The following is an 18,152-nucleotide window of genomic DNA, read 5'->3' as shown; positions in this document are numbered from 1 at the left end:
AAATAACAAACATAACCTGGCGACAGATGCCGCTTGTATGACCGAAAAGCCAACTAGAAGAAAGTCATCCATTTCCAGAAGACTCACCGTATCGATACTCGGGTTGGGTTTGTTTGCGGTTTTTATGTCGACCGCTCTACGTGGCTACTTTCATCATAGAGGCAATACTCAGCACTTAATCAAACATGTGGCACTGGTGGTTGATATCATCACCCCCACGCTGCAGGAAGATGCCAAGCAGGGAAAAAGCGATCTGGAAGGCACTCTCCGACACCTGATTCAACAACCCAAGATTATTTACGCTCAACTACTGAATTTAAGCACCACCAGCGATCTGAATATCACCGTGGAACGCGAGCACGATAAGTCCAGCTTCATGCCGGTATCCACCCATCAATATTTCAAAATTCCAACCAGCGTTGGCGTGCTCACTTTGCATATATATGCGGAAGAATCCAGCCTCGACACCGGGCTGGCACGCGTTCTGATAGAAGCCCTGTTTCGTGAAGGCGGCCTGGTAACCTGCCTCGTGTTTTTTATGATCTTTACCCTAAAAACACGTCTCTTTAACCATGTATCCCAAATCACCAATTTCGCCCGTAATCTTTCCCTTGAAAATCTTGGTGATAGTCTGGAAATTATTCGTCACCACGACAACGCAAAAAATTACGATGAACTGGATGAACTAGTCGACGCCCTGGAACATATGCGGGGTAAATTCATTGATGACCTTGACCAAAGACGCTCAATGGAACTCGCTTTGATTCGCGAGAAAGAGGAGAAAATGGAATCCGAGCGAATGATCAAGGAAGCTGAGGCGGCAAACCTGGCGAAGAGTAAATTTATCGCCACCATGAGCCATGAAATCCGCACTCCTATGAACGGCGTTGTCGGCATGGTGGAAATGCTCAGAGACACCCCCCTCAACGATAACCAGAAACATTACCTGGATGTAATTCGTCGCTCCAGTGACTCATTGATGTCCATCATTAATGACATTCTTGATTACTCCAAGATCGAAGCCGGACGCATGAATCTGGAGAAAGTAGAATTCAGTCTGGAAGAATTAATTAACGATGCACTTCAATTATTTGGCGGCAGTAATAAAAAACAAAACATACAGCTCATCAGTAGTATCACGCCAACCACACCGATAAAATTAGTCGGCGACCCAACTCGCTTACGTCAGGTGCTGGTTAACCTCATCGGTAACGCCTTTAAGTTTACTTCTGAAGGCTACATTTTTGTTGAAGCGCATTCACTAAGTACCGACTACAGTGAAGAACCCGTTATTCGCTTCTCAATTGAAGACTCGGGCATCGGTATTAAATCTGAAATCAAAGACTCTCTCTTCGATGCTTTCCGTCAAGCAGACAGCACTACCACACGGAAGTACGGTGGCACCGGGCTTGGCCTGGCAATTTGTAAACAGCTAGCCGAACTAATGGGCGGTGAGATAGGCGTAGAAAGTACGGAAAACAAAGGCTCTACATTCTGGTTTACCGCCCATTTGGCGCTACCACCGGAAGTGGATAAACGCGATTCTCCCAGCACCAGCCTGTCACTATCGAACAAAAAGCTTCTGGCCATTCACGATTCCAGCATTTTGGAAAAGGCGCTACGTACGCATTACGTATGCTGGAACCTGAAGTGCCGAACGGTATATTTCGCTGAAGATGGGTTGGATTTATTAAAACAAAGTAACAAAAATGATGATCGGTACGATTTTATTCTCATTAATCGTGAACTTCCCGACATCGACGGCATTGACTTGGCAATCAAGATTCGCAAAATCAGAGGTTACGAAAATACACCGATAATAATGCTGACCGACTCCAGACCCACATCGCTGACCCATGAACAGCTGATGGCGGTAACGACGATCATCCCAAGACCGTTATCTATCATGCAAATCAAGAACACGCTGGTCGCACAAGCATCGGGTATATCGCTCAACACACTCGAACCAACGGAACCTGTGAAGCCGCAAGTGAAAGCAGATTTAAATGTATTGGTAGCAGAAGACAACGCCGTTAACCGAATGGTGATTGAAGGGTTGCTCAACAAGTTTGAGATAGACCCCGATTTTGCCGAAAATGGCCAGCAGGCCTTTGATAAAATTACTCAACCCAATGCCAAGTATGATTTGGTGTTTATGGACTGTGAGATGCCAGAGATGGACGGCTTCGAAGCGACAGAAAAAATACGTGAATGGGAATCCAATCAGGCATCAAAACCCATTCCGATTATCGCATTGACAGCGCATGTTGAAACGGAACATCGACAACGTGTATTTGATTGCGGAATGAATTATTACCTACCAAAACCCATCTCGATCGACCGGCTTTCCGAAGGACTTAGCGCTGTTGGAATTGAGGTCTAATCCGAAGCCTCTTTATACACCTCATCTGTTTCCGATCGTCCCGGAAAGAGCTTCGGCAAAAACGACAAACCAATAAGTAAAGAAAAAGCAAAGAGGATTTCGGGCGTAAACAACTCTGAATAGGTAAAAGATTCAACTTCGCCCAACTCGGCCCCAGCGTTTACATAGACCAACACTCCCGGAATCATACCTAACTGGGTGAGCCAATAGAACCGGCCCAAACGCATATGGGTTAAACCAAAAATACTGTTCACTGCAAAATAAGGCACCATAGGCAAGAGCCTTAAGGTAACGAGATAACGGGCACCGTCTTCCTCCAGCCCCTCGTTCACCTTTTCCAGAGTTTGCCGGAATTTTGCCTCAGCCCAGTCGCGGAAAAGATAACGTGATACACCAAAAGCTATGCAGGCTCCTATGGCCAGGGCAAATGAGGTTAATAACGTCCCCCACCACAAACCGAAAACTGCGCCCGACATAAACGTCAGAGGGCCGGAACCAGGCAAACTTAACGATGCCACCACCAACACCGAAAGAAAGTAAATCAGCGATGCTTCCAAGGGATTAACCGACGCACGCTCCCTCAAACTCTCGACCGATAGCCAATGCCATAAATCAAGATAAATCACGCATACCAGAGCCGATATAAAAGCCGCTAAGCCAAGTACTTTTCCATTAAATCGCATGTCAGACTAAGTGTGTTTTTGATATTGATTAATGCAGTTGCAGCACAAGCGCAGGAAGATGAGCAGGCAAAATACTCGTTTACCCATTGCCAAGCTGTAACACTCGGTAAACTATACTAGTTAAGCATCCGTACTTACATACCCTAGGCAAAGATACCCTTTCTTTATGACAAATTCGGACACCGAAACCCAACAAGATCAGGATATAGAGTTTGATAACCCGGACTTTTATATCAACCGGGAGCTAAGTAACTTCGCATTTAACCAACGTGTTCTGGCCCAGGCTCTGGACGAACGACACCCTATTCTTGAGAGACTCAAGTTTTTGCTCATTTTCAGCTCGAATCTCGACGAATTCTTTGAGATACGCGTTGCGGGGCTAATGCAGAGTATTCAATTTGAACGGGAAACCACCGGCTCAGATGGTATGCACCCTCAGGAAGTTCTGCGTGAAATCAGCGAGCGCTGCCATCAAACCGTCGAACAACAATACGAGATTCTGAATGACATACTCATTCCAGCTCTGGCCGATGAGGACATCCACTTTTTACGCCGCAGCCACTGGAGCAAGGAAATCAACGAATGGGTGGAGGCTTACATTGAAAAAGAAGTGATGCCGATTGTCAGCCCTATTGGCATCGACCCAGCCCATCCGTTCCCCAGGTTGGTTAACAAAAGCCTGAACTTTATTCTTGAGCTGGATGGCAAAGATGCATTCGGCCGCGACTTAAACTACGCCATAGTTCCGGCACCACGAACCCTGCCACGACTCATTAAGCTGCCCGATGGAATGGGCGAAGGCCATAACTTTATTTTCCTTTCTTCCATGATCCACGCCTTCGCAGACAAACTCTTTCCGGGTATGAAAGTAAGAGGATGTTATCAATTCCGAATTACGCGGAACGCCGATCTGGATGTGGACGTGGAAGGGATTGCGGACCTGGCTCGCGCACTGCGGGGTGAACTCCATTCCCGCCGCTTTGGTACCGCTGTGCGGCTGGAAGTGGCTGACAACTGTCCGAAAGAGCTAACGGATTTTCTGTTGAAAGAAGTCGGCCTCACCGAAGACGAACTCTATCGAGTCAACGGCCCGGTAAATCTCAAACGTCTTATGCGGGTTCCATCCATCGTCAACCGACCAGATTTGCTCGATCCGCCCTTTACCCCGCAAATCCCCAAAGGGTTGAGCCGTAAAGACAATATATTTGATGCAATCAGCAGCAAGGAATTCCTGCTGCTCCATCCTTTTGAGTCTTTCACTCCAGTCATCCAACTGCTCAGGCAAGCGGCGAAAGACCCGGGCGTATTGGCAATCAAGCAAACCCTCTATCGCACCGGCACCAACTCCTCCATCGTCGAAGCGTTAATCGACGCAGCCAAAAGCGGTAAGGAGGTTACCGCCGTTGTCGAACTCCGAGCCCGCTTTGATGAAGAAGAAAACCTGGAGCTAGCCAGCAAACTGCAAGAAGCAGGAGCTGTCGTGGTTTATGGCGTTGTCGGTTTCAAAACACACTCAAAAATGATGCTCATAGTTCGACGAGAGGGAGACAAGCTGGTTCGCTATGTTCACCTTGGTACTGGTAACTACCACAGCGGGAATGCCCGACTTTACACCGATTACTCCTACCTCACCGCCGATAAAAAAGTCGGGGAAGACGTCCACCACCTGTTCCAACAGTTAACTGGTATGGGCAAGACCGAGCGCATGAATAAGCTCTTGCATGCGCCTTTTACCCTGAAGCGCCAGATTCTCAAAATGATTGAGGGGGAAATTGCCGCCCACCAAGCGGGCAAAGAAGCACACATCATTTTAAAGTGTAATGGTCTGACCGAACCCAAAGTGATACAAGCACTCTATAAAGCGTCCAGCGCTGGCGTACCAATAGACTTGGTAATACGGGGAATGTGTTGCTTACGTCCAGGCATACCCGGGGTATCTGACACAATTAAAGTCAAATCCATTGTTGGACGTTTCCTTGAACACACACGAGTGTATTATTTCGCCAACTCGGAATCGAAAGTCTATTGTGCCAGTGCAGATTTGATGGAGCGCAACTTAAACCATCGTGTTGAAACCTGCTTCCCCTTGGAAAGCTCAAAACTGGCCCAACGTATAGTTCAGGAGCTGCTATATTACGTAAACGATGGCGCACAAGGCTGGAAACTGAATTCTGACGGCACCTACGAACAACTTCAGGACGTCGACTCTATACCGGCTCAAACCCAGCTTTTAACGACGCTTTCGAGCTAAATGTGATATTCTCGGCCGAATTTTACTATCCATGATCCAAGGGGCTTGTGCCATTCAGGACCTGTCCTTATTATTGCCCCTTAGCTAAACGTCCTTAGGAGAAACAATATGAGTGGAGCCATTGTGCACACTAGCGATGCGAGCTTTGAACAAGATGTACTCAATCAGGAACTACCTGTCCTAGTCGACTTTTGGGCAGCCTGGTGTGGTCCATGCAAGATGATTGCTCCAGTACTTGAAGAACTCGCTCAAGAATACGGCGACAAGTTAAAAATCTGCAAAATGGACGTGGATGCAAACAAAGAAACACCAGCGAAATTTAATATTCGCGGCATCCCAACACTAATCATTTTCAAAGGCGGAAAAGCTGAAGCAACTAAAGTTGGCGCGCTTTCTAAAGCTCAGTTACAGGAATTCGTAGACGCTACGATCTAGCCGCTCTTTGAGAAAGTTTATATAATTACCGGCAGTTCGTTGATGTTATCAGCTCCTATAAACGTCTAGTTGGGAGCTGATAGGCAGAAAAGTACATAATTTACTATTAGAAATGCCAGATTAATAACAACTGACAAGTAAAAACACGTACCAACCGGATTGAGTCAAAAAATTCCAGATTAGATCTTTGCACAGCATCGGGAATGTGGCTATACTCTAGTTACCTTTTGATCGTGCTGTTTCGTTCGTCCTTTCCAGCAATTAATAAACCCGAATTTATTGCTAATTTGATGAATGAATATCTGTTAGAGATTTAACCCCCTTTCGATTTCATCCAGTTGCACGTCTAATCAGAAAAACCTAATGCTCTAATTTTCCTCAGACGGGTATCTTGTATAAACATTACTGCAGTCGAAAGTTTTACATCCCGGGCAACCTCTCGTAGTTAACATATGAATAACGAAATCCAAGCACCAGAAGACACTGAAACAAAAGAAAAGCCAGAACAACTCAGTTTTGACACTGATTTTAAGCCGCGTAGCAAATTAAAACGCCCCAGGATCACGAAGCGAGAGGCTCCGTCATCCACTGAAAACGAAAAACCAACACCAGACGCCCCTCATATGAATCTTACCGATCTCAAAACCAAACCAATCGAAGAGCTAATCAATATTGCCAAAGAAATGGGCATGGAAAACCTGGCCCGTTCGCGTAAACAAGATGTTATTTTTAACATTCTGAAACGCCACGCTCGAAGCGGTGAAGATATTTACGGTGATGGTGTTCTGGAAATATTGCAGGATGGTTTTGGTTTTCTTCGATCTGCAGACTCTTCTTATTTAGCCGGCCCTGACGACATCTACGTCTCGCCTAGCCAGATTAGACGATTTAACTTGCGAACTGGCGACAGTATTTCCGGGAAAATTCGACCGCCAAAAGAAGGCGAACGTTATTTCGCCATGCTTAAGGTATCGGAAATTAATTTCGACAAACCTGAAAACTCCCGCAATAAAATTCTGTTCGAAAACCTCACTCCCCTTTTCCCTAATAAACGACTTATGCTGGAAACCGGTAACGGTTCTTCTGAAGACTTAACTGGTCGTATTATTGATTTAACTTCGCCGATCGGAAAAGGTCAGCGGGGACTAATTGTTGCACCGCCAAAGGCCGGTAAAACAATTATGATGCAAAATATTGCGCAAGCAATTACACGAAATAACCCGGAATGTCACCTTATCGTTCTACTTATCGATGAACGACCAGAAGAAGTTACCGAGATGCAGCGTTCCGTAAGAGGCGAAGTGGTTGCATCAACATTCGATGAACCCCCTTCACGTCACGTACAGGTAGCCGAGATGGTTATCGAGCGGGCCAAACGTTTAGTCGAACATAAAAAAGATGTTGTTATCCTGCTCGACTCCATTACCCGTCTTGCTCGTGCCTACAACACCGTTATCCCATCCTCCGGTAAAGTATTAACCGGTGGTGTTGATGCTCACGCACTGGAAAGACCCAAGCGTTTCTTTGGTGCAGCGCGTAACATCGAAGAAGGTGGTAGCCTCTCTATCGTTGCAACCGCACTGATTGATACCGGTTCGAAGATGGACGAGGTGATTTACGAAGAATTTAAAGGTACAGGTAATATGGAATTACACCTGGATCGTAAAGTCGCAGAAAAACGTGTATACCCTGCAATTAATATTCGCCGCTCTGGTACTCGTCGCGAAGACTTACTCATGAAAGAAGAGGAGCTGCAACGAGTGTGGATTCTGCGTAAATTGCTTCACGATATGGAAGACATTGCTGCAACTGAGTTTTTGGTTGACCGACTGAAGAACTTCAAAACCAACGATCAATTCTTCCTCTCCATGCGATCCAAATAAATTCCCTAAAAGGCGAAGTAATACTTCGCCTTTTTTTTATCTTGAATAAAATACTATACTGCCGCTTCATATTTCAGATTAACTGAACCTTACTATTATGGCCTTTTCAGATCTTCGCGATTTTATTCGTCTATTAGAAAAACGTGGTGAACTAAAGCGTATTTCCCATCCTGTTAGCTGTAACCTGGAAATTACCGAGATATGCGACCGAACATTAAAAGCCGGCGGCCCCGCCTTATTATTCGAAAATGTCATTGGCCATGATATCCCTCTGCTCGGTAACCTTTTTGGTACCCCGGAACGGGTTGCCCTGGGTATGGGGCAGGAATCCGTAGCGGCACTTCGCGAAGTTGGCGAACTTCTGGCCTTTTTAAAAGAACCCGAACCACCCAAGGGCATGAAAGATGCCTGGGATAAGCTCCCCATATTCAAACAGGTTTTGAATATGTCTCCCAAGGAAGTCAGTAAAGCACCCTGCCAACAAATTGAAATCTCCGGCGCTGACATTGACCTGAATAAACTTCCGATTCAAACCTGCTGGCCCGGTGATGCCGCCCCATTGGTAACCTGGCCTTTAGTGATTACACGTGGCCCCAATAAAGAACGACAAAACTTGGGTATATACCGCATGCAATTAATCGGTAAAAACAAACTGATTATGCGTTGGTTAAGCCATCGCGGTGGCGCATTAGATTTTAAAGAATGGCAACAGGCACACCCCGGTGAACCGTTCCCCGTTTCTGTTGCATTGGGCGCAGACCCAGCCACGATTTTGGGCGCAGTTACACCTGTACCAGACACCTTAAGTGAATACGCATTTGCAGGTTTATTGCGCGGACAGAAAACGGAAGTAGTCAAAAGCAAAACCAATAGCTTACAGGTTCCCGCATCCGCAGAATTTGTTTTAGAAGGCTATTTATACCCAGATGAAATGGCGGATGAAGGTCCCTTTGGCGACCACACAGGGTATTACAATGAAGTGGAAAAATTCCCTGTCTTCACAGTCGAAAAAATCACTCACAGAAAAGATCCGATATACCACAGCACCTATACGGGGCGTCCACCCGATGAACCAGCAGTTCTGGGACTGGCCTTAAATGAAGTCTTTGTACCCCTATTAAAAAAACAATTTCCCGAAATTGTTGATTTTTATTTGCCACCGGAAGGCTGTTCCTACCGCATGGCCGTCATCACCATGAAAAAACAATATCCCGGCCATGCCAAACGCGTCATGATGGGAGCCTGGTCTTTCTTACGTCAATTTATGTACACCAAATTTGTTATTGTTACTGACGATGACGTTAACGCCCGCGATTGGAATGATGTTATCTGGGCAATTACCACACGTGTCGACCCAACCCGCGATACAACGTTGATCGATAATACACCCATTGATTATTTAGACTTTGCTTCTCCAGTATCAGGTTTAGGCTCCAAAATGGGTATCGACGCGACCAACAAATGGCCGGGCGAAACGACACGAGAATGGGGACAACCGATAGAAATGGATAAGGCGGTAAAAGAAAAAGTCGATGCCATTTGGCAAGATCTGCATATAGATTAAGTCGATATGCGACACTTCGATATAAATCGATTTGGGATGCTCTCGCAAAACCAAATCGATTTGTACTCCAACGTATATAGCTCGATTGGAAACTCAATCCTTGAGGTACTACTCCCAAGTCATCCTCTGACATAAAGCATCCCTATAAATACTATCCCTGAAATACAACCTCCATAGTATTTACCCCATCCAATGAGAACGATCCCTCAATTCTTTTAGTGATCTTATTTTTCAACTGACTATTTGAGTTCATGATTTAGATTTCTACTAACAAAAATAAGAGATTCGCGAGTACCGACTTGCAAGTGATCCGTATGTCCTCCATCAAATATCTGATACTCAATATTCATCCCTTTACGTTCAAATATATTCATAACATGAACAAACTCATTACTCACCCCTTCACGACTACCAATTTCAGATTTAAACGCCATGTGTTTATATTTCTTCGTATCTGTTAAGGCACTCGCCATAGCGGTTAAATTGAAATCATCCATTTCCTTAAAATCGGATTTTGTCGGTGTAGGTAAAATAAAACTCGGTGGATTTGTCTTACTCGGAATAAAAATATGCGCCAGAGACATAAAGATATTTGCGGTCTCAGTTAACTCTCCAGGATTTCCCGTGTACTTATCAATCTGCGGCTTAAGGTTTTTATATAAACCCCACCCAAGAGCAGAAGACCCCGGAGCGACTAACGGAGGAGCAGGGCTTAGAAAAACAACGGCACTATATAGATGTGAGTGCTCTAATGACATTTTTATCGCACCAAAGCCGCCCATAGAGTGGCCAATGATTCCGCGACTTTCTTTACCGCGTTTAACTCTATAACGCTGCTCAATCTTGTTAAGCAGGTCTTTAGTAATAAAGTCTTCCCAATTACCGGTTATCGGGTTATTGGTATACCAAGTTCCCTGATGTCGTGAATTTGTATCCGGCACAACCACTATCATTTCGTTAACAAGGCCTTCAGACACTAAAGCATTCATCGTTTTGTCAATCTGAGGGCTCCCAGGTTCGGCAGCAAACCAGGCTTCAGCACTTCCCCCGAAACCGTGTAAAACGTAAACTACTGGATAATGTTTATGCTGATTCTTAATATAGGATGGAGGCAGGTAGACAATAACCTGCCTCTCATTATTTTCACCGACTAAGTTATTTTCTAATGAATCCGCTTTAACGACGATACGATCAATGTAGCCTTTAGCAACAGAATTATGTCCAGTACCTCCTTGTGCAGACTCGCAGACAATCACAACACAGAACAGGCCAAAGAGACTGCAAGAATTAACCCATATATTTTTTACTGTTTTATACATTCAGTTCTCTACCCAACCAGTTAACTCAACCATTCGAATACGGTTAGCTTGGGGTATCATGACCGATCCATCGACCGTAATTCGGATAAAAACCGAAATTAGTACGTTAAATAGGATATATACCCATACAAAGTGATTGGAATCACCCAAAAATATCCACTGAATGAATTGTTAAAGGTTATCAAGTGAACGAATCCATGTTTGGAGCAAAAGATATTATCGTATTATGCTCCGCTTGCCTCTGTATGATTTTTGCTCTCCACAGCTTGTCGAACCGAAAAATGCATTCTTCATCAGGATGGTATATCACTATTTTTATGGTGGTGGGCGCAATTAATCTCTGTACTGCCGTCATTTACCCCTGGGAGGAAACTCATCAAGGAAAATGGATATACATATTAAATGGCTATAACGTGATGATCTGGGTAGAAGGTATATGCCTCTATGAGAGCGTCAGACGTGTGCTTTTTCATCCTGTCACGGCTTTACGATCACACTTGCTCTACCACCTCATAACACCAGCCATACTTTTTTTTCTGTTTATACTCGCTCAGTTCAATTTCATGGAGGAACTCACTCCTCAGACGCTCACCAACATTTCACTCGTCTTCACTCAATGCGTGAGATTTACCTACGGACTTGTGTGTTTAAAATATCTACAGAAATATCGTCAGCTCTCTTTGGAGCATTTCAGCTCAACGGTTATACCAGGTTTTTCCTGGCTACAATTTTTAGTTTTTGGTTTCGTGGTTACACGACTGGGATGGTTAGTCACACCTGTCGCTTACACCTATCTTTATATATCCGAGCAATCACCCGAAATTTGGCTAACGCTTCGAACACCTATCAATATGCTGTTTGATGCCATTTGGCTGGCTTGTTTGGGAGGGCTGGTTTATTTTTCTCTTCGCCACCTATCTCAATTCTTACAACTCCAACCGCCTAAGCAGGAGATCACAGTAAAATCGATCACTTACACGGAGGAACAGGTGTCTAGATTAATCAACCTTATGGAGCAACAGAAAGTATTTCTTGAGCCAAACATCACCATTGATGCATTCGCTAGCCGAGCGTCATTACCAACGAAAACGGCATCAAAAATCATTAACGAACACTTCTCCAAAAACTTCAATGATTTTGTTAATGGATACCGAATTCAACACGCATCAAAATTACTCAGCTCACCTGAGGGAAATGAATTGTCTGTATTGGAAATATGTGAGGCATCCGGGTTTAATAGTAAATCCGTTTTCAATAAATATTTTAAGCTAGTTAAAGGAATGACACCTCGCGAGTTCAGAGTATCTCAATAAGTTAATTTAACAATTAGGAAGCTACCAGTCTCACCAATCAAAGATATGCCGGCATCGCGGCTTTTTGCTATTAACTTTCCTTTTTACGAAAAATGTAAATAAGCTCGTCCAAATGCACCACATACCACAGCGTTACAATAATCATACTATTAACAAGTAAAAATGATTTTCCTTGATGGAACGTCCACTCCAAAGCGGGAGTAAGAAGCAGGGTAATCGAAAAAATCACAAACACATGGTACATAGGGTAAAAAAACAAATAACATAACGCTTTAGATAATTGTTTTCTGTTCATATCCTCCATCCTTATTTTATGTGAACAAGCAGCTATCACAAGATAAAGATAAACAGCTAACGGCAGGGTTACTTAATCTATTTACAAATAACCCCACCTCAAAGAAGAATCTAAGTGGACCCTCTTTCCATTTCCTCAAATTCCTTATCCAGATTGTAACGGCTGGAAGTGACATATCGTTCCAGAGTTTCCACTCGAGCCGATACTGAGTCCATTCTACTTCTCGCAGTCCGTAAGCGTTCCGCTGCTGGTTTCGAGTTCCGAAAGACACTACGCTCCCGATACTGATGTCGATCTTCGTCATACTCAAAATCAGGCTGCCATTTCAAAGGGCGCTTGGCTATTGCGATCCAGGCGATAATATATGCCCAGAACACAATAGGACCACCCATAATCAGAAACGCGACAAAAACGACACGCACTACCCAATGATCAACACCCAGATGATCCGCCAAACCCGCACAGACACCCGCAATTTTTCCATCTCGACTATTCCGAAACAGATTTTTTTTATAGCCACACTGTTTTCGCTCTTGCCAAGACTTATAACGATGATAACTACTATGTTTTTCGTGTCGCATTATTTCCCGCCCTCCGTGCCGGTTTGCGCTCGCCAACTTGGGGAACGCTCGTCAAGTATTTTTTCCAGCGTTGCAACCCTGTCTGACATTTTGTCCAACTTGGCAAGCAACTCTTCCAACTGCATAAGCTCATGCTCGCTAATACTGGATTCCGCTCGCCGGCGACTTCGGTAATGCAAAACAACCCATGCAGGTGCCACAAAAATCATAAACAGAATTGAAGGCACAAAAAGAAATTCTGGTATGGTCATAATCTGCTCCCAAATCCTTATGTATTTTTAGTATCTGATAAATCTGCTTTAAGTCGATTTAATTCGCTATTAATCTTCTCGTCATTTTCCAACTCAGCAAATTGCTGCTTCAAGGTTTGATCCGCAGTTCTGCCAACATCCATTGCATCCGCTTCGCTTTCCATTAAATCCATACGACGCTCGTATTGCTCAAATTTTGCAAACGCATCTTCAACTTTGCAACGCTCATGCTGACGCTTGGTTTTTAAACGTGCCTGAACCGTTTGCTCACGCATCTTGATTGCTTTCTCTTTCGCTTTGGCATCATTGAGCTTCGCTTGCAGCTGACCTATTTCTGTATCCAATTTGTCCAGATGGGCATCAAGGCCGTCCAACTCCTGAGAAACCAAATCTACTTCGTCTATTATCGACTGTTTCTCCAGTAATGCCGCTCTAGCCAGATCCTCTCTTCCCTTGGTTATAGCAAGTTTGGCCTTTTCTTCCCACTTTTGCGCCTCATCTTTCATATTAACAAGACGTCTTTGCGTGGTTTTCTGGTCAGCGATGACTCGGGCACAGGAGCTGCGCACCTCAATCAAGGTTTCTTCCATCTCCTGAATCATCAATCGAATCATTTTTTGCGGATCTTCCGCTCTATCCAACATAGCGTTGATATTTGCCTGAACAATGTCGCTAAATCTTGAAAAAATACCCATGGTCTTTGGATCCTCTATTGCTGATGCTCACGCATCAATGTCCTTTGGTTACGGTTTAGATTGCTAATACCCAATACTTATCAGAAACCGTGCCAAATATTTAATCCATTGATTTTTATGGGTTTTTCATAAAATCATTGATTTTCATACACCATCAATGGTTTTATACACCAAATATTTCACCAAATGCGGCCAAATACACCATGCCTATTTACTCCAAAACCCAAGTTTTTGGCCAAAGCACCCCTTATCTCGACTGCCTGTCCCACGCATCGCAACTGGCCGAATTGGATCGCCCGGTCCTCATTCTCGGTGAGCGCGGCAGCGGTAAAGAACTAATCGCCGAGCGCATGCACTTTCTCTCACCACGATGGGAAGAACCGTTTCTCAAGTTAAATTGCGCCGCTTTGACCGAATCATTGGTCGAGTCCAGTCTTTTCGGACACGAAGCCGGTGCCTTTACCGGCGCTCAGAAGAGTCACGAAGGTTATTTCGAACGCGTGCAATCAGGCACCCTGTTTCTGGACGAAATCGCAACTCTTTCTCTGCGTGTACAGGAAAAGCTCCTAAGAGTTTTAGAGTATGGAGAGTTTGAACGCATTGGTGGTAACAAGGTATTGCATACCAACGGCAGAATCGTCGCCGCCACTCACGCAGATATCCAATCCATGGCGAACAACAACGAATTCAGACATGACCTGCTGGATAGGCTTGCCTTCGACGTAGTTCATGTCCCCCCATTGAGAAACAGAGATACTGACGTCCTGCTATTAGCCGAACACTTTGCTTTAAGCTTTGTTTCACAATTGTCTTGGGAGTATTTCCCCGGGTTTAGCGAACGAGCAAAAAGCACACTTATTAATTACAGTTGGCCGGGCAATGTGCGCGAACTAAAAAATGCTATTGAACGCTCATTGTTTCGCTGGGGAACACCAACACAAGAAGTAGAGGAAATCATCATTGATCCTTTTGCTTCTCCCTGGGATACCGATCAGCATAAAAATACACCAAACACTCCCAAGACCAGCTCAGAAGATAAAGAAGAAACAAATAGCCTCAAGGATTTTAAAACACTAAGGCTTCGTTGGGAGTTGGAACAACTTGAGAAAGCGATGAAAAAGTGTCGCAATCATCAGGGAAAGGCGGCCGCAGCACTGTCTTTAAGCTACGACCAGTTTCGCGCGATCTGGAGAAAACGAAATCAGATAAACAACACACCCGCCAATACAGACGACTAATTGGACAAGACCAGCAATCCTTTTTTATACAAGGCAGTACTCTGCTCATGCTCACCCAACTGAGCTAATAACGTGGCGTATTCTGCATATGCAGAAGCCTGCTCTTTTAACGACAATGAAGCTTTGAAGTATTCCTTGGCTTTACCCCATAGTTCATTTCGGTTAGAAATTCGCGCTGCGGCCAATAGCAAGTCGGGGTTACCGGGACGCTCTCTTACCCATTTCTCCACTTTGATAAGCTGAGCTTTTTTATCCGCCAGTTGAAGATTGCCGTAGACTTTGATCAATTCATCATTCCAGTTCTTATGCAGGAAATGATGTATGACTTCAGCCGCCAGCTCATGCCCTTCCACTTCCGCCAACTGACTGGCATAAATAGTCACTAAGTCGCTGTCGCTTTGTAAGTACTTAGGCACCTTTTGCCAGGCTTTCTTCAATGCATCCTGTGTTTTTAATACGCTCATATGCTGCTGCTTAAAACGTATTACCAATGCAGTGATATATTCGGAGAAAAGCTGTTTTTCGAATTGCCGTTGCTCCGTGTCGGAAATTTGCGGGTGAGCACGTAAGCCCGGCAAAAGATCAATAAGAGCTGGCCACTCTTTTAATTCCCAATACACCTGCTTTAACAAACCTAAAATAACGGGGTGCTTGGGCAACAGTTGTTGAGCACGCTTAAGTATGGCTAAGGCCTGCTCCGGTTTATGATCCAATAAATGAATGCGGGCCTGACTCAGCGCAATGGCCAGCTCATTTTCTGGCGCAACTTCTTCCGCCTCTCGCAGCAGCAAGCGCGTCTGTTCAGTATCACCTAACTCGTAGGCACTTCGCGCTGCCGCAAGATAATGAATAATCGGGTTATCGACTTTCCTGGCAGCCTTTAACAAATCTCTTCGTGCAGCCTGCCAGTTACCTTCAATAAAATGAATAAGTCCGGAGTGCGTTCGTTTGTGCGCAGCATTACTGCGGCTAAGCGCAACCCAGGAAATACTGTCATCAACTAGGATAAATAGTTTCCGCCCCCATTTGAGCAAATAATAAAAACACACGGAAGCAATCAACACTAAAAACAGCAATAACACCAAACTCATATCAATGGTTTTACTGCCATAACTGATAATAACGTAGCCTTGATCATGCTTAATCAACTCTATAGCAAGCGCACCCAAAACCAACCATAAGCAGGCGTAGAGCAAAAATCGTTTCACTATTGCTCCCCTTTTAATTGATGCAGTTGCTCAATGTAGCCGTGCAGCATTTCTAACGACGGCGTAATATCCGGCAGCGCTTGAACAATATCTTTGTTTTTTAAACGGGCTAATTCAGCACGAAACTGCTTCACTTTTTGTGATTGAGGATAATGCTTCGCCAACCACTGATCGGCTTTTTGCAGTGAACGGTCATAGATAGTCGGCTGTTCACGGAGCAATGCCAGCTGAGCCCGCTCCAGCATTAAAATAAGATTTTGCCGAAGGTATACATTCGATTCGGGAGCAAGAATCGGTGCGGGTTTAACATCATGCTCAGTCACACGAATATATTTATCCATACTGGCAAAGAAATTTTTCACACTTGCCAGCAGTCGCTGCTTCCATGTTTTTTCTTCACTATCAGCGTTAGAAACTGTATTTGTCTCCACCTCAACCGGCTCATCAATACTTGCCATAAGGTCTTGTCGAGTTGGATGCATAGAAAGTGAATCCACCTCATCTGCAAGAGCACCTAAATCAAGAAAAATACCTTCCACATCGATCTTTACTGTAAGTCGAAGTTTCGCCAGATCTGCAGCAACGGCTTTACGTAAAGGAAATAAATCGGGATCATCCAAATCTTTTAAAATATTGTCCGCTTCAGCGAGTAATGCTTCTGCCCCAACCGGGCTTCTCTCAATTAAGACCCTTTGATTGGCTAATTTCAGCAGATATTCAGCCTCTGCCAACAACCAATCTTCACGCGACGTGGTCGACATGGACAATAATCGTTTGTTCTGTGCTGTAAGGCGTGCCTCTGTATTGGCGAGCCGCTCATTTACTTCAGAATACTTTGATGAATTGGCGCTCAGTAACGCCTGCCTCGCATTTTCTGCTTGAGTGATTGCTTGAGACTGAATGCTTAACTGTTGTTTAAGCTCGGTTATCTGGCTTTCCTGCTGGGTAAGAATTTCTCGACCGATGTAATAGCCGTAACCAATTGCCCCTGCCAGCGTAACCACAACAAACAGTGTTAACCATAACCCTAAACGCTTTTTCTTCACCGGCGCCTTAATTTTTTTTGCCGCAGGTTTAGCTTCTGTTTCTGTTTCTGTTTCTGTTTCTGTTTCTGTTTCTGTTTCTGTTTCTGTTTCTGTTTCTGTTTCTGTTTCTGTTTCTGTTTCTGTTTCTGTTTCTGTTTCTGTTTCTGTTTTTAATGGTGCAACAGCTTTTTTCGCCTGATTATCTTTTTCATCAACAGGTTTGGCGGTTTCGCTTTCCTGAATCTGAGTATCTTCTGGCTGTTTCCCGTTGTCGTTCGGCTCGGTCATGCGTTAATGTCTCTTGGGTTTGCTGAAACGTGCTGGAGAATTGATTGATACATGGCATCTTCTCCGGCGTTTGCAGCCGTAATGACTTGCTTGAAATAGGTTTGTGCTATCTGCTTAACTCGCTCACTGGGTACGATAATAGTTAAGTCTAATACATTAATGTTTTCGATATTCTTAACTAACGTAACGAAGTTCTGTAATGCCTCGCCACTAAAAATCGGCACGATATGCCGAGTCTGCTTGTCGACAAATACGTTTGATATACAGGCCTGGGCAGCACAGGGCAATTTACGCTCATAGAGTTCGCATAGGGTTACCGCCGCACCTCGGTCAGATAACGTTTCAGTCAGTACCGGCCTGCCACCCTGCCCCCGAAACAACATAACTTTCTGCCCAGCCACATGATGCAACTCCGGGCAGGCCAATAAATCTTCGCTGGTCATGGTTCTGTCTGCATAGACAATCCTGCCATTGCTGGATTGTATTTTCTCTGCAATACAGTCCGCGGTCTTTTTTCCAACCGCATAAAAACATAAACCCAGCGGCAATTGCGGCCAGTATTCGTCAATCCAGCTGAATGCTATTTCCACGGCGTTTTGGCTGACAAAAATAAGGTGCGCATACTCATCCAACGACATAACGCAGTTTTTTATTGCCTGGACCTGTGGCCCACCAGTAAAGGGGGATATTTCCAGTAAAGGAACATCCACAATGTCGCAACCTAGTGCCGACAATTTATT

The 18,152-nt window shown here is 44.6% G+C and carries 16 protein-coding genes; 7 read left to right on the top strand and 9 right to left on the bottom strand.

The features are described from left to right. Positions 1-37: 37 nt before the first annotated feature. The gene (locus tag P5V12_RS20565; protein WP_316954959.1) at positions 38-2,383 is read left to right on the top strand and encodes a response regulator; all 2,346 of its coding nucleotides are present in this window, start codon (positions 38-40) and stop codon (positions 2,381-2,383) included. Here P5V12_RS20565 and P5V12_RS20560 read toward each other — a convergent pair. Further along, complete coding sequence (locus tag P5V12_RS20560; protein ID WP_316954958.1) at positions 2,380-3,066, bottom strand: TVP38/TMEM64 family protein; 687 nt, start codon at positions 3,064-3,066, stop codon at positions 2,380-2,382. The genes P5V12_RS20565 and P5V12_RS20560 overlap by 4 nt on opposite strands. A 166-nt stretch (positions 3,067-3,232) precedes the next feature. Between P5V12_RS20560 and ppk1 the strand changes: the two genes are divergently transcribed. From ppk1 to ubiD, 4 genes are all read left to right on the top strand, one after another. After that, entirely contained in the window at positions 3,233-5,317 is a 2,085-nt protein-coding gene (ppk1, locus tag P5V12_RS20555; protein WP_316954957.1) for a polyphosphate kinase 1, read from the top strand. A 108-nt stretch (positions 5,318-5,425) separates the two neighbouring features. Further along, positions 5,426-5,752, top strand: a complete 327-nt coding sequence (trxA, locus tag P5V12_RS20550) for a thioredoxin TrxA (RefSeq protein WP_316954956.1) — start codon at positions 5,426-5,428, stop codon at positions 5,750-5,752. A 623-nt stretch (positions 5,753-6,375) separates the two neighbouring features. After that, on the top strand, positions 6,376-7,635 hold the full coding sequence (rho, locus tag P5V12_RS20545) for a transcription termination factor Rho (protein WP_316957459.1): 1,260 nt from the start codon (positions 6,376-6,378) through the stop codon (positions 7,633-7,635). Between the two features lie 97 nt (positions 7,636-7,732). Then, complete coding sequence (gene ubiD, locus P5V12_RS20540; RefSeq protein WP_316954955.1) at positions 7,733-9,199, top strand: 4-hydroxy-3-polyprenylbenzoate decarboxylase; 1,467 nt, start codon at positions 7,733-7,735, stop codon at positions 9,197-9,199. A 239-nt stretch (positions 9,200-9,438) separates the two neighbouring features. On the opposite strand, the gene P5V12_RS20535 is transcribed toward ubiD, so the two are convergent. Continuing rightward, positions 9,439-10,518 (bottom strand): alpha/beta hydrolase, encoded by a 1,080-nt coding sequence (locus tag P5V12_RS20535; RefSeq protein ID WP_316954954.1) that lies wholly within the window; start codon positions 10,516-10,518, stop codon positions 9,439-9,441. Positions 10,519-10,799: 281 nt separating this feature from the next. Here P5V12_RS20535 and P5V12_RS20530 point away from each other — a divergent pair, with 281 nt between their 5' ends. Next, complete coding sequence (locus tag P5V12_RS20530) at positions 10,800-11,831, top strand: helix-turn-helix domain-containing protein (protein ID WP_316954953.1); 1,032 nt, start codon at positions 10,800-10,802, stop codon at positions 11,829-11,831. 70 nt (positions 11,832-11,901) lie between these two features. Here P5V12_RS20530 and P5V12_RS20525 read toward each other — a convergent pair whose 3' ends face one another. The 4 genes from P5V12_RS20525 to pspA all read right to left on the bottom strand — a co-directional run bounded on the left by P5V12_RS20525 (position 11,902) and on the right by pspA (position 13,653). After that, complete coding sequence (locus P5V12_RS20525) at positions 11,902-12,126, bottom strand: hypothetical protein (RefSeq protein WP_316954952.1); 225 nt, start codon at positions 12,124-12,126, stop codon at positions 11,902-11,904. A 110-nt stretch (positions 12,127-12,236) separates the two neighbouring features. After that, positions 12,237-12,707, bottom strand: coding sequence for an envelope stress response membrane protein PspC (gene pspC / locus P5V12_RS20520; RefSeq protein WP_316954951.1), 471 nt, complete (start codon positions 12,705-12,707; stop codon positions 12,237-12,239). Continuing rightward, the gene (pspB, locus tag P5V12_RS20515) at positions 12,707-12,958 is read right to left on the bottom strand and encodes an envelope stress response membrane protein PspB (RefSeq protein ID WP_316954950.1); all 252 of its coding nucleotides are present in this window, start codon (positions 12,956-12,958) and stop codon (positions 12,707-12,709) included. Before pspB ends, pspC begins: the two co-directional genes overlap by 1 nt. A gap of 17 nt (positions 12,959-12,975) precedes the next feature. Next, positions 12,976-13,653 (bottom strand): phage shock protein PspA, encoded by a 678-nt coding sequence (gene pspA / locus P5V12_RS20510; RefSeq protein ID WP_316954949.1) that lies wholly within the window; start codon positions 13,651-13,653, stop codon positions 12,976-12,978. 203 nt (positions 13,654-13,856) lie between these two features. Here pspA and pspF point away from each other — a divergent pair, with 203 nt between their 5' ends. Further along, on the top strand, positions 13,857-14,891 hold the full coding sequence (gene pspF / locus P5V12_RS20505; RefSeq protein WP_316954948.1) for a phage shock protein operon transcriptional activator: 1,035 nt from the start codon (positions 13,857-13,859) through the stop codon (positions 14,889-14,891). Here pspF and P5V12_RS20500 read toward each other — a convergent pair. Genes P5V12_RS20500 through P5V12_RS20490 form a run of 3 tightly spaced genes read right to left on the bottom strand, consistent with a single transcriptional unit; the run spans position 14,888 to position 18,146 of the window. Continuing rightward, positions 14,888-16,099 (bottom strand): heme biosynthesis HemY N-terminal domain-containing protein, encoded by a 1,212-nt coding sequence (locus P5V12_RS20500; RefSeq protein ID WP_316954947.1) that lies wholly within the window; start codon positions 16,097-16,099, stop codon positions 14,888-14,890. The two genes, pspF and P5V12_RS20500, sit on opposite strands and share 4 nt — an antisense overlap. Further along, positions 16,099-17,412 carry a uroporphyrinogen-III C-methyltransferase gene (locus P5V12_RS20495; protein WP_316954946.1) on the bottom strand — a complete coding sequence of 438 codons (1,314 nt, stop codon included), beginning with the start codon at positions 17,410-17,412 and terminating at the stop codon, positions 16,099-16,101. Before P5V12_RS20495 ends, P5V12_RS20500 begins: the two co-directional genes overlap by 1 nt. Then, complete coding sequence (locus P5V12_RS20490; protein ID WP_316954945.1) at positions 17,409-18,146, bottom strand: uroporphyrinogen-III synthase; 738 nt, start codon at positions 18,144-18,146, stop codon at positions 17,409-17,411. Before P5V12_RS20490 ends, P5V12_RS20495 begins: the two co-directional genes overlap by 4 nt. Positions 18,147-18,152: the final 6 nt, after the last annotated feature.

It is taken from the genome of Teredinibacter sp. KSP-S5-2, from assembly GCF_032773895.1.
In the GTDB taxonomy this organism is placed as follows: Bacteria; Pseudomonadota; Gammaproteobacteria; order Pseudomonadales; family Cellvibrionaceae.
The sequence above is the reverse complement of the archived record's forward strand: the minus strand, read 5'-3'. Positions and strand labels throughout refer to the sequence as shown.

Coding starts and splice junctions, on each gene's coding strand:
- P5V12_RS20565 (WP_316954959.1), top strand. CDS start 38: ATGACCGAAAAGCCAACTAGAAGAAAGTCATCCATTTCCAGAAGACTC.
- P5V12_RS20560 (WP_316954958.1), bottom strand. CDS start 3,066: ATGCGATTTAATGGAAAAGTACTTGGCTTAGCGGCTTTTATATCGGCT.
- ppk1 (WP_316954957.1), top strand. CDS start 3,233: ATGACAAATTCGGACACCGAAACCCAACAAGATCAGGATATAGAGTTT.
- trxA (WP_316954956.1), top strand. CDS start 5,426: ATGAGTGGAGCCATTGTGCACACTAGCGATGCGAGCTTTGAACAAGAT.
- rho (WP_316957459.1), top strand. CDS start 6,376: ATGAATCTTACCGATCTCAAAACCAAACCAATCGAAGAGCTAATCAAT.
- ubiD (WP_316954955.1), top strand. CDS start 7,733: ATGGCCTTTTCAGATCTTCGCGATTTTATTCGTCTATTAGAAAAACGT.
- P5V12_RS20535 (WP_316954954.1), bottom strand. CDS start 10,518: ATGTATAAAACAGTAAAAAATATATGGGTTAATTCTTGCAGTCTCTTT.
- P5V12_RS20530 (WP_316954953.1), top strand. CDS start 10,800: ATGCATTCTTCATCAGGATGGTATATCACTATTTTTATGGTGGTGGGC.
- P5V12_RS20525 (WP_316954952.1), bottom strand. CDS start 12,126: ATGAACAGAAAACAATTATCTAAAGCGTTATGTTATTTGTTTTTTTAC.
- pspC (WP_316954951.1), bottom strand. CDS start 12,707: ATGCGACACGAAAAACATAGTAGTTATCATCGTTATAAGTCTTGGCAA.
- pspB (WP_316954950.1), bottom strand. CDS start 12,958: ATGACCATACCAGAATTTCTTTTTGTGCCTTCAATTCTGTTTATGATT.
- pspA (WP_316954949.1), bottom strand. CDS start 13,653: ATGGGTATTTTTTCAAGATTTAGCGACATTGTTCAGGCAAATATCAAC.
- pspF (WP_316954948.1), top strand. CDS start 13,857: ATGCCTATTTACTCCAAAACCCAAGTTTTTGGCCAAAGCACCCCTTAT.
- P5V12_RS20495 (WP_316954946.1), bottom strand. CDS start 17,412: ATGACCGAGCCGAACGACAACGGGAAACAGCCAGAAGATACTCAGATT.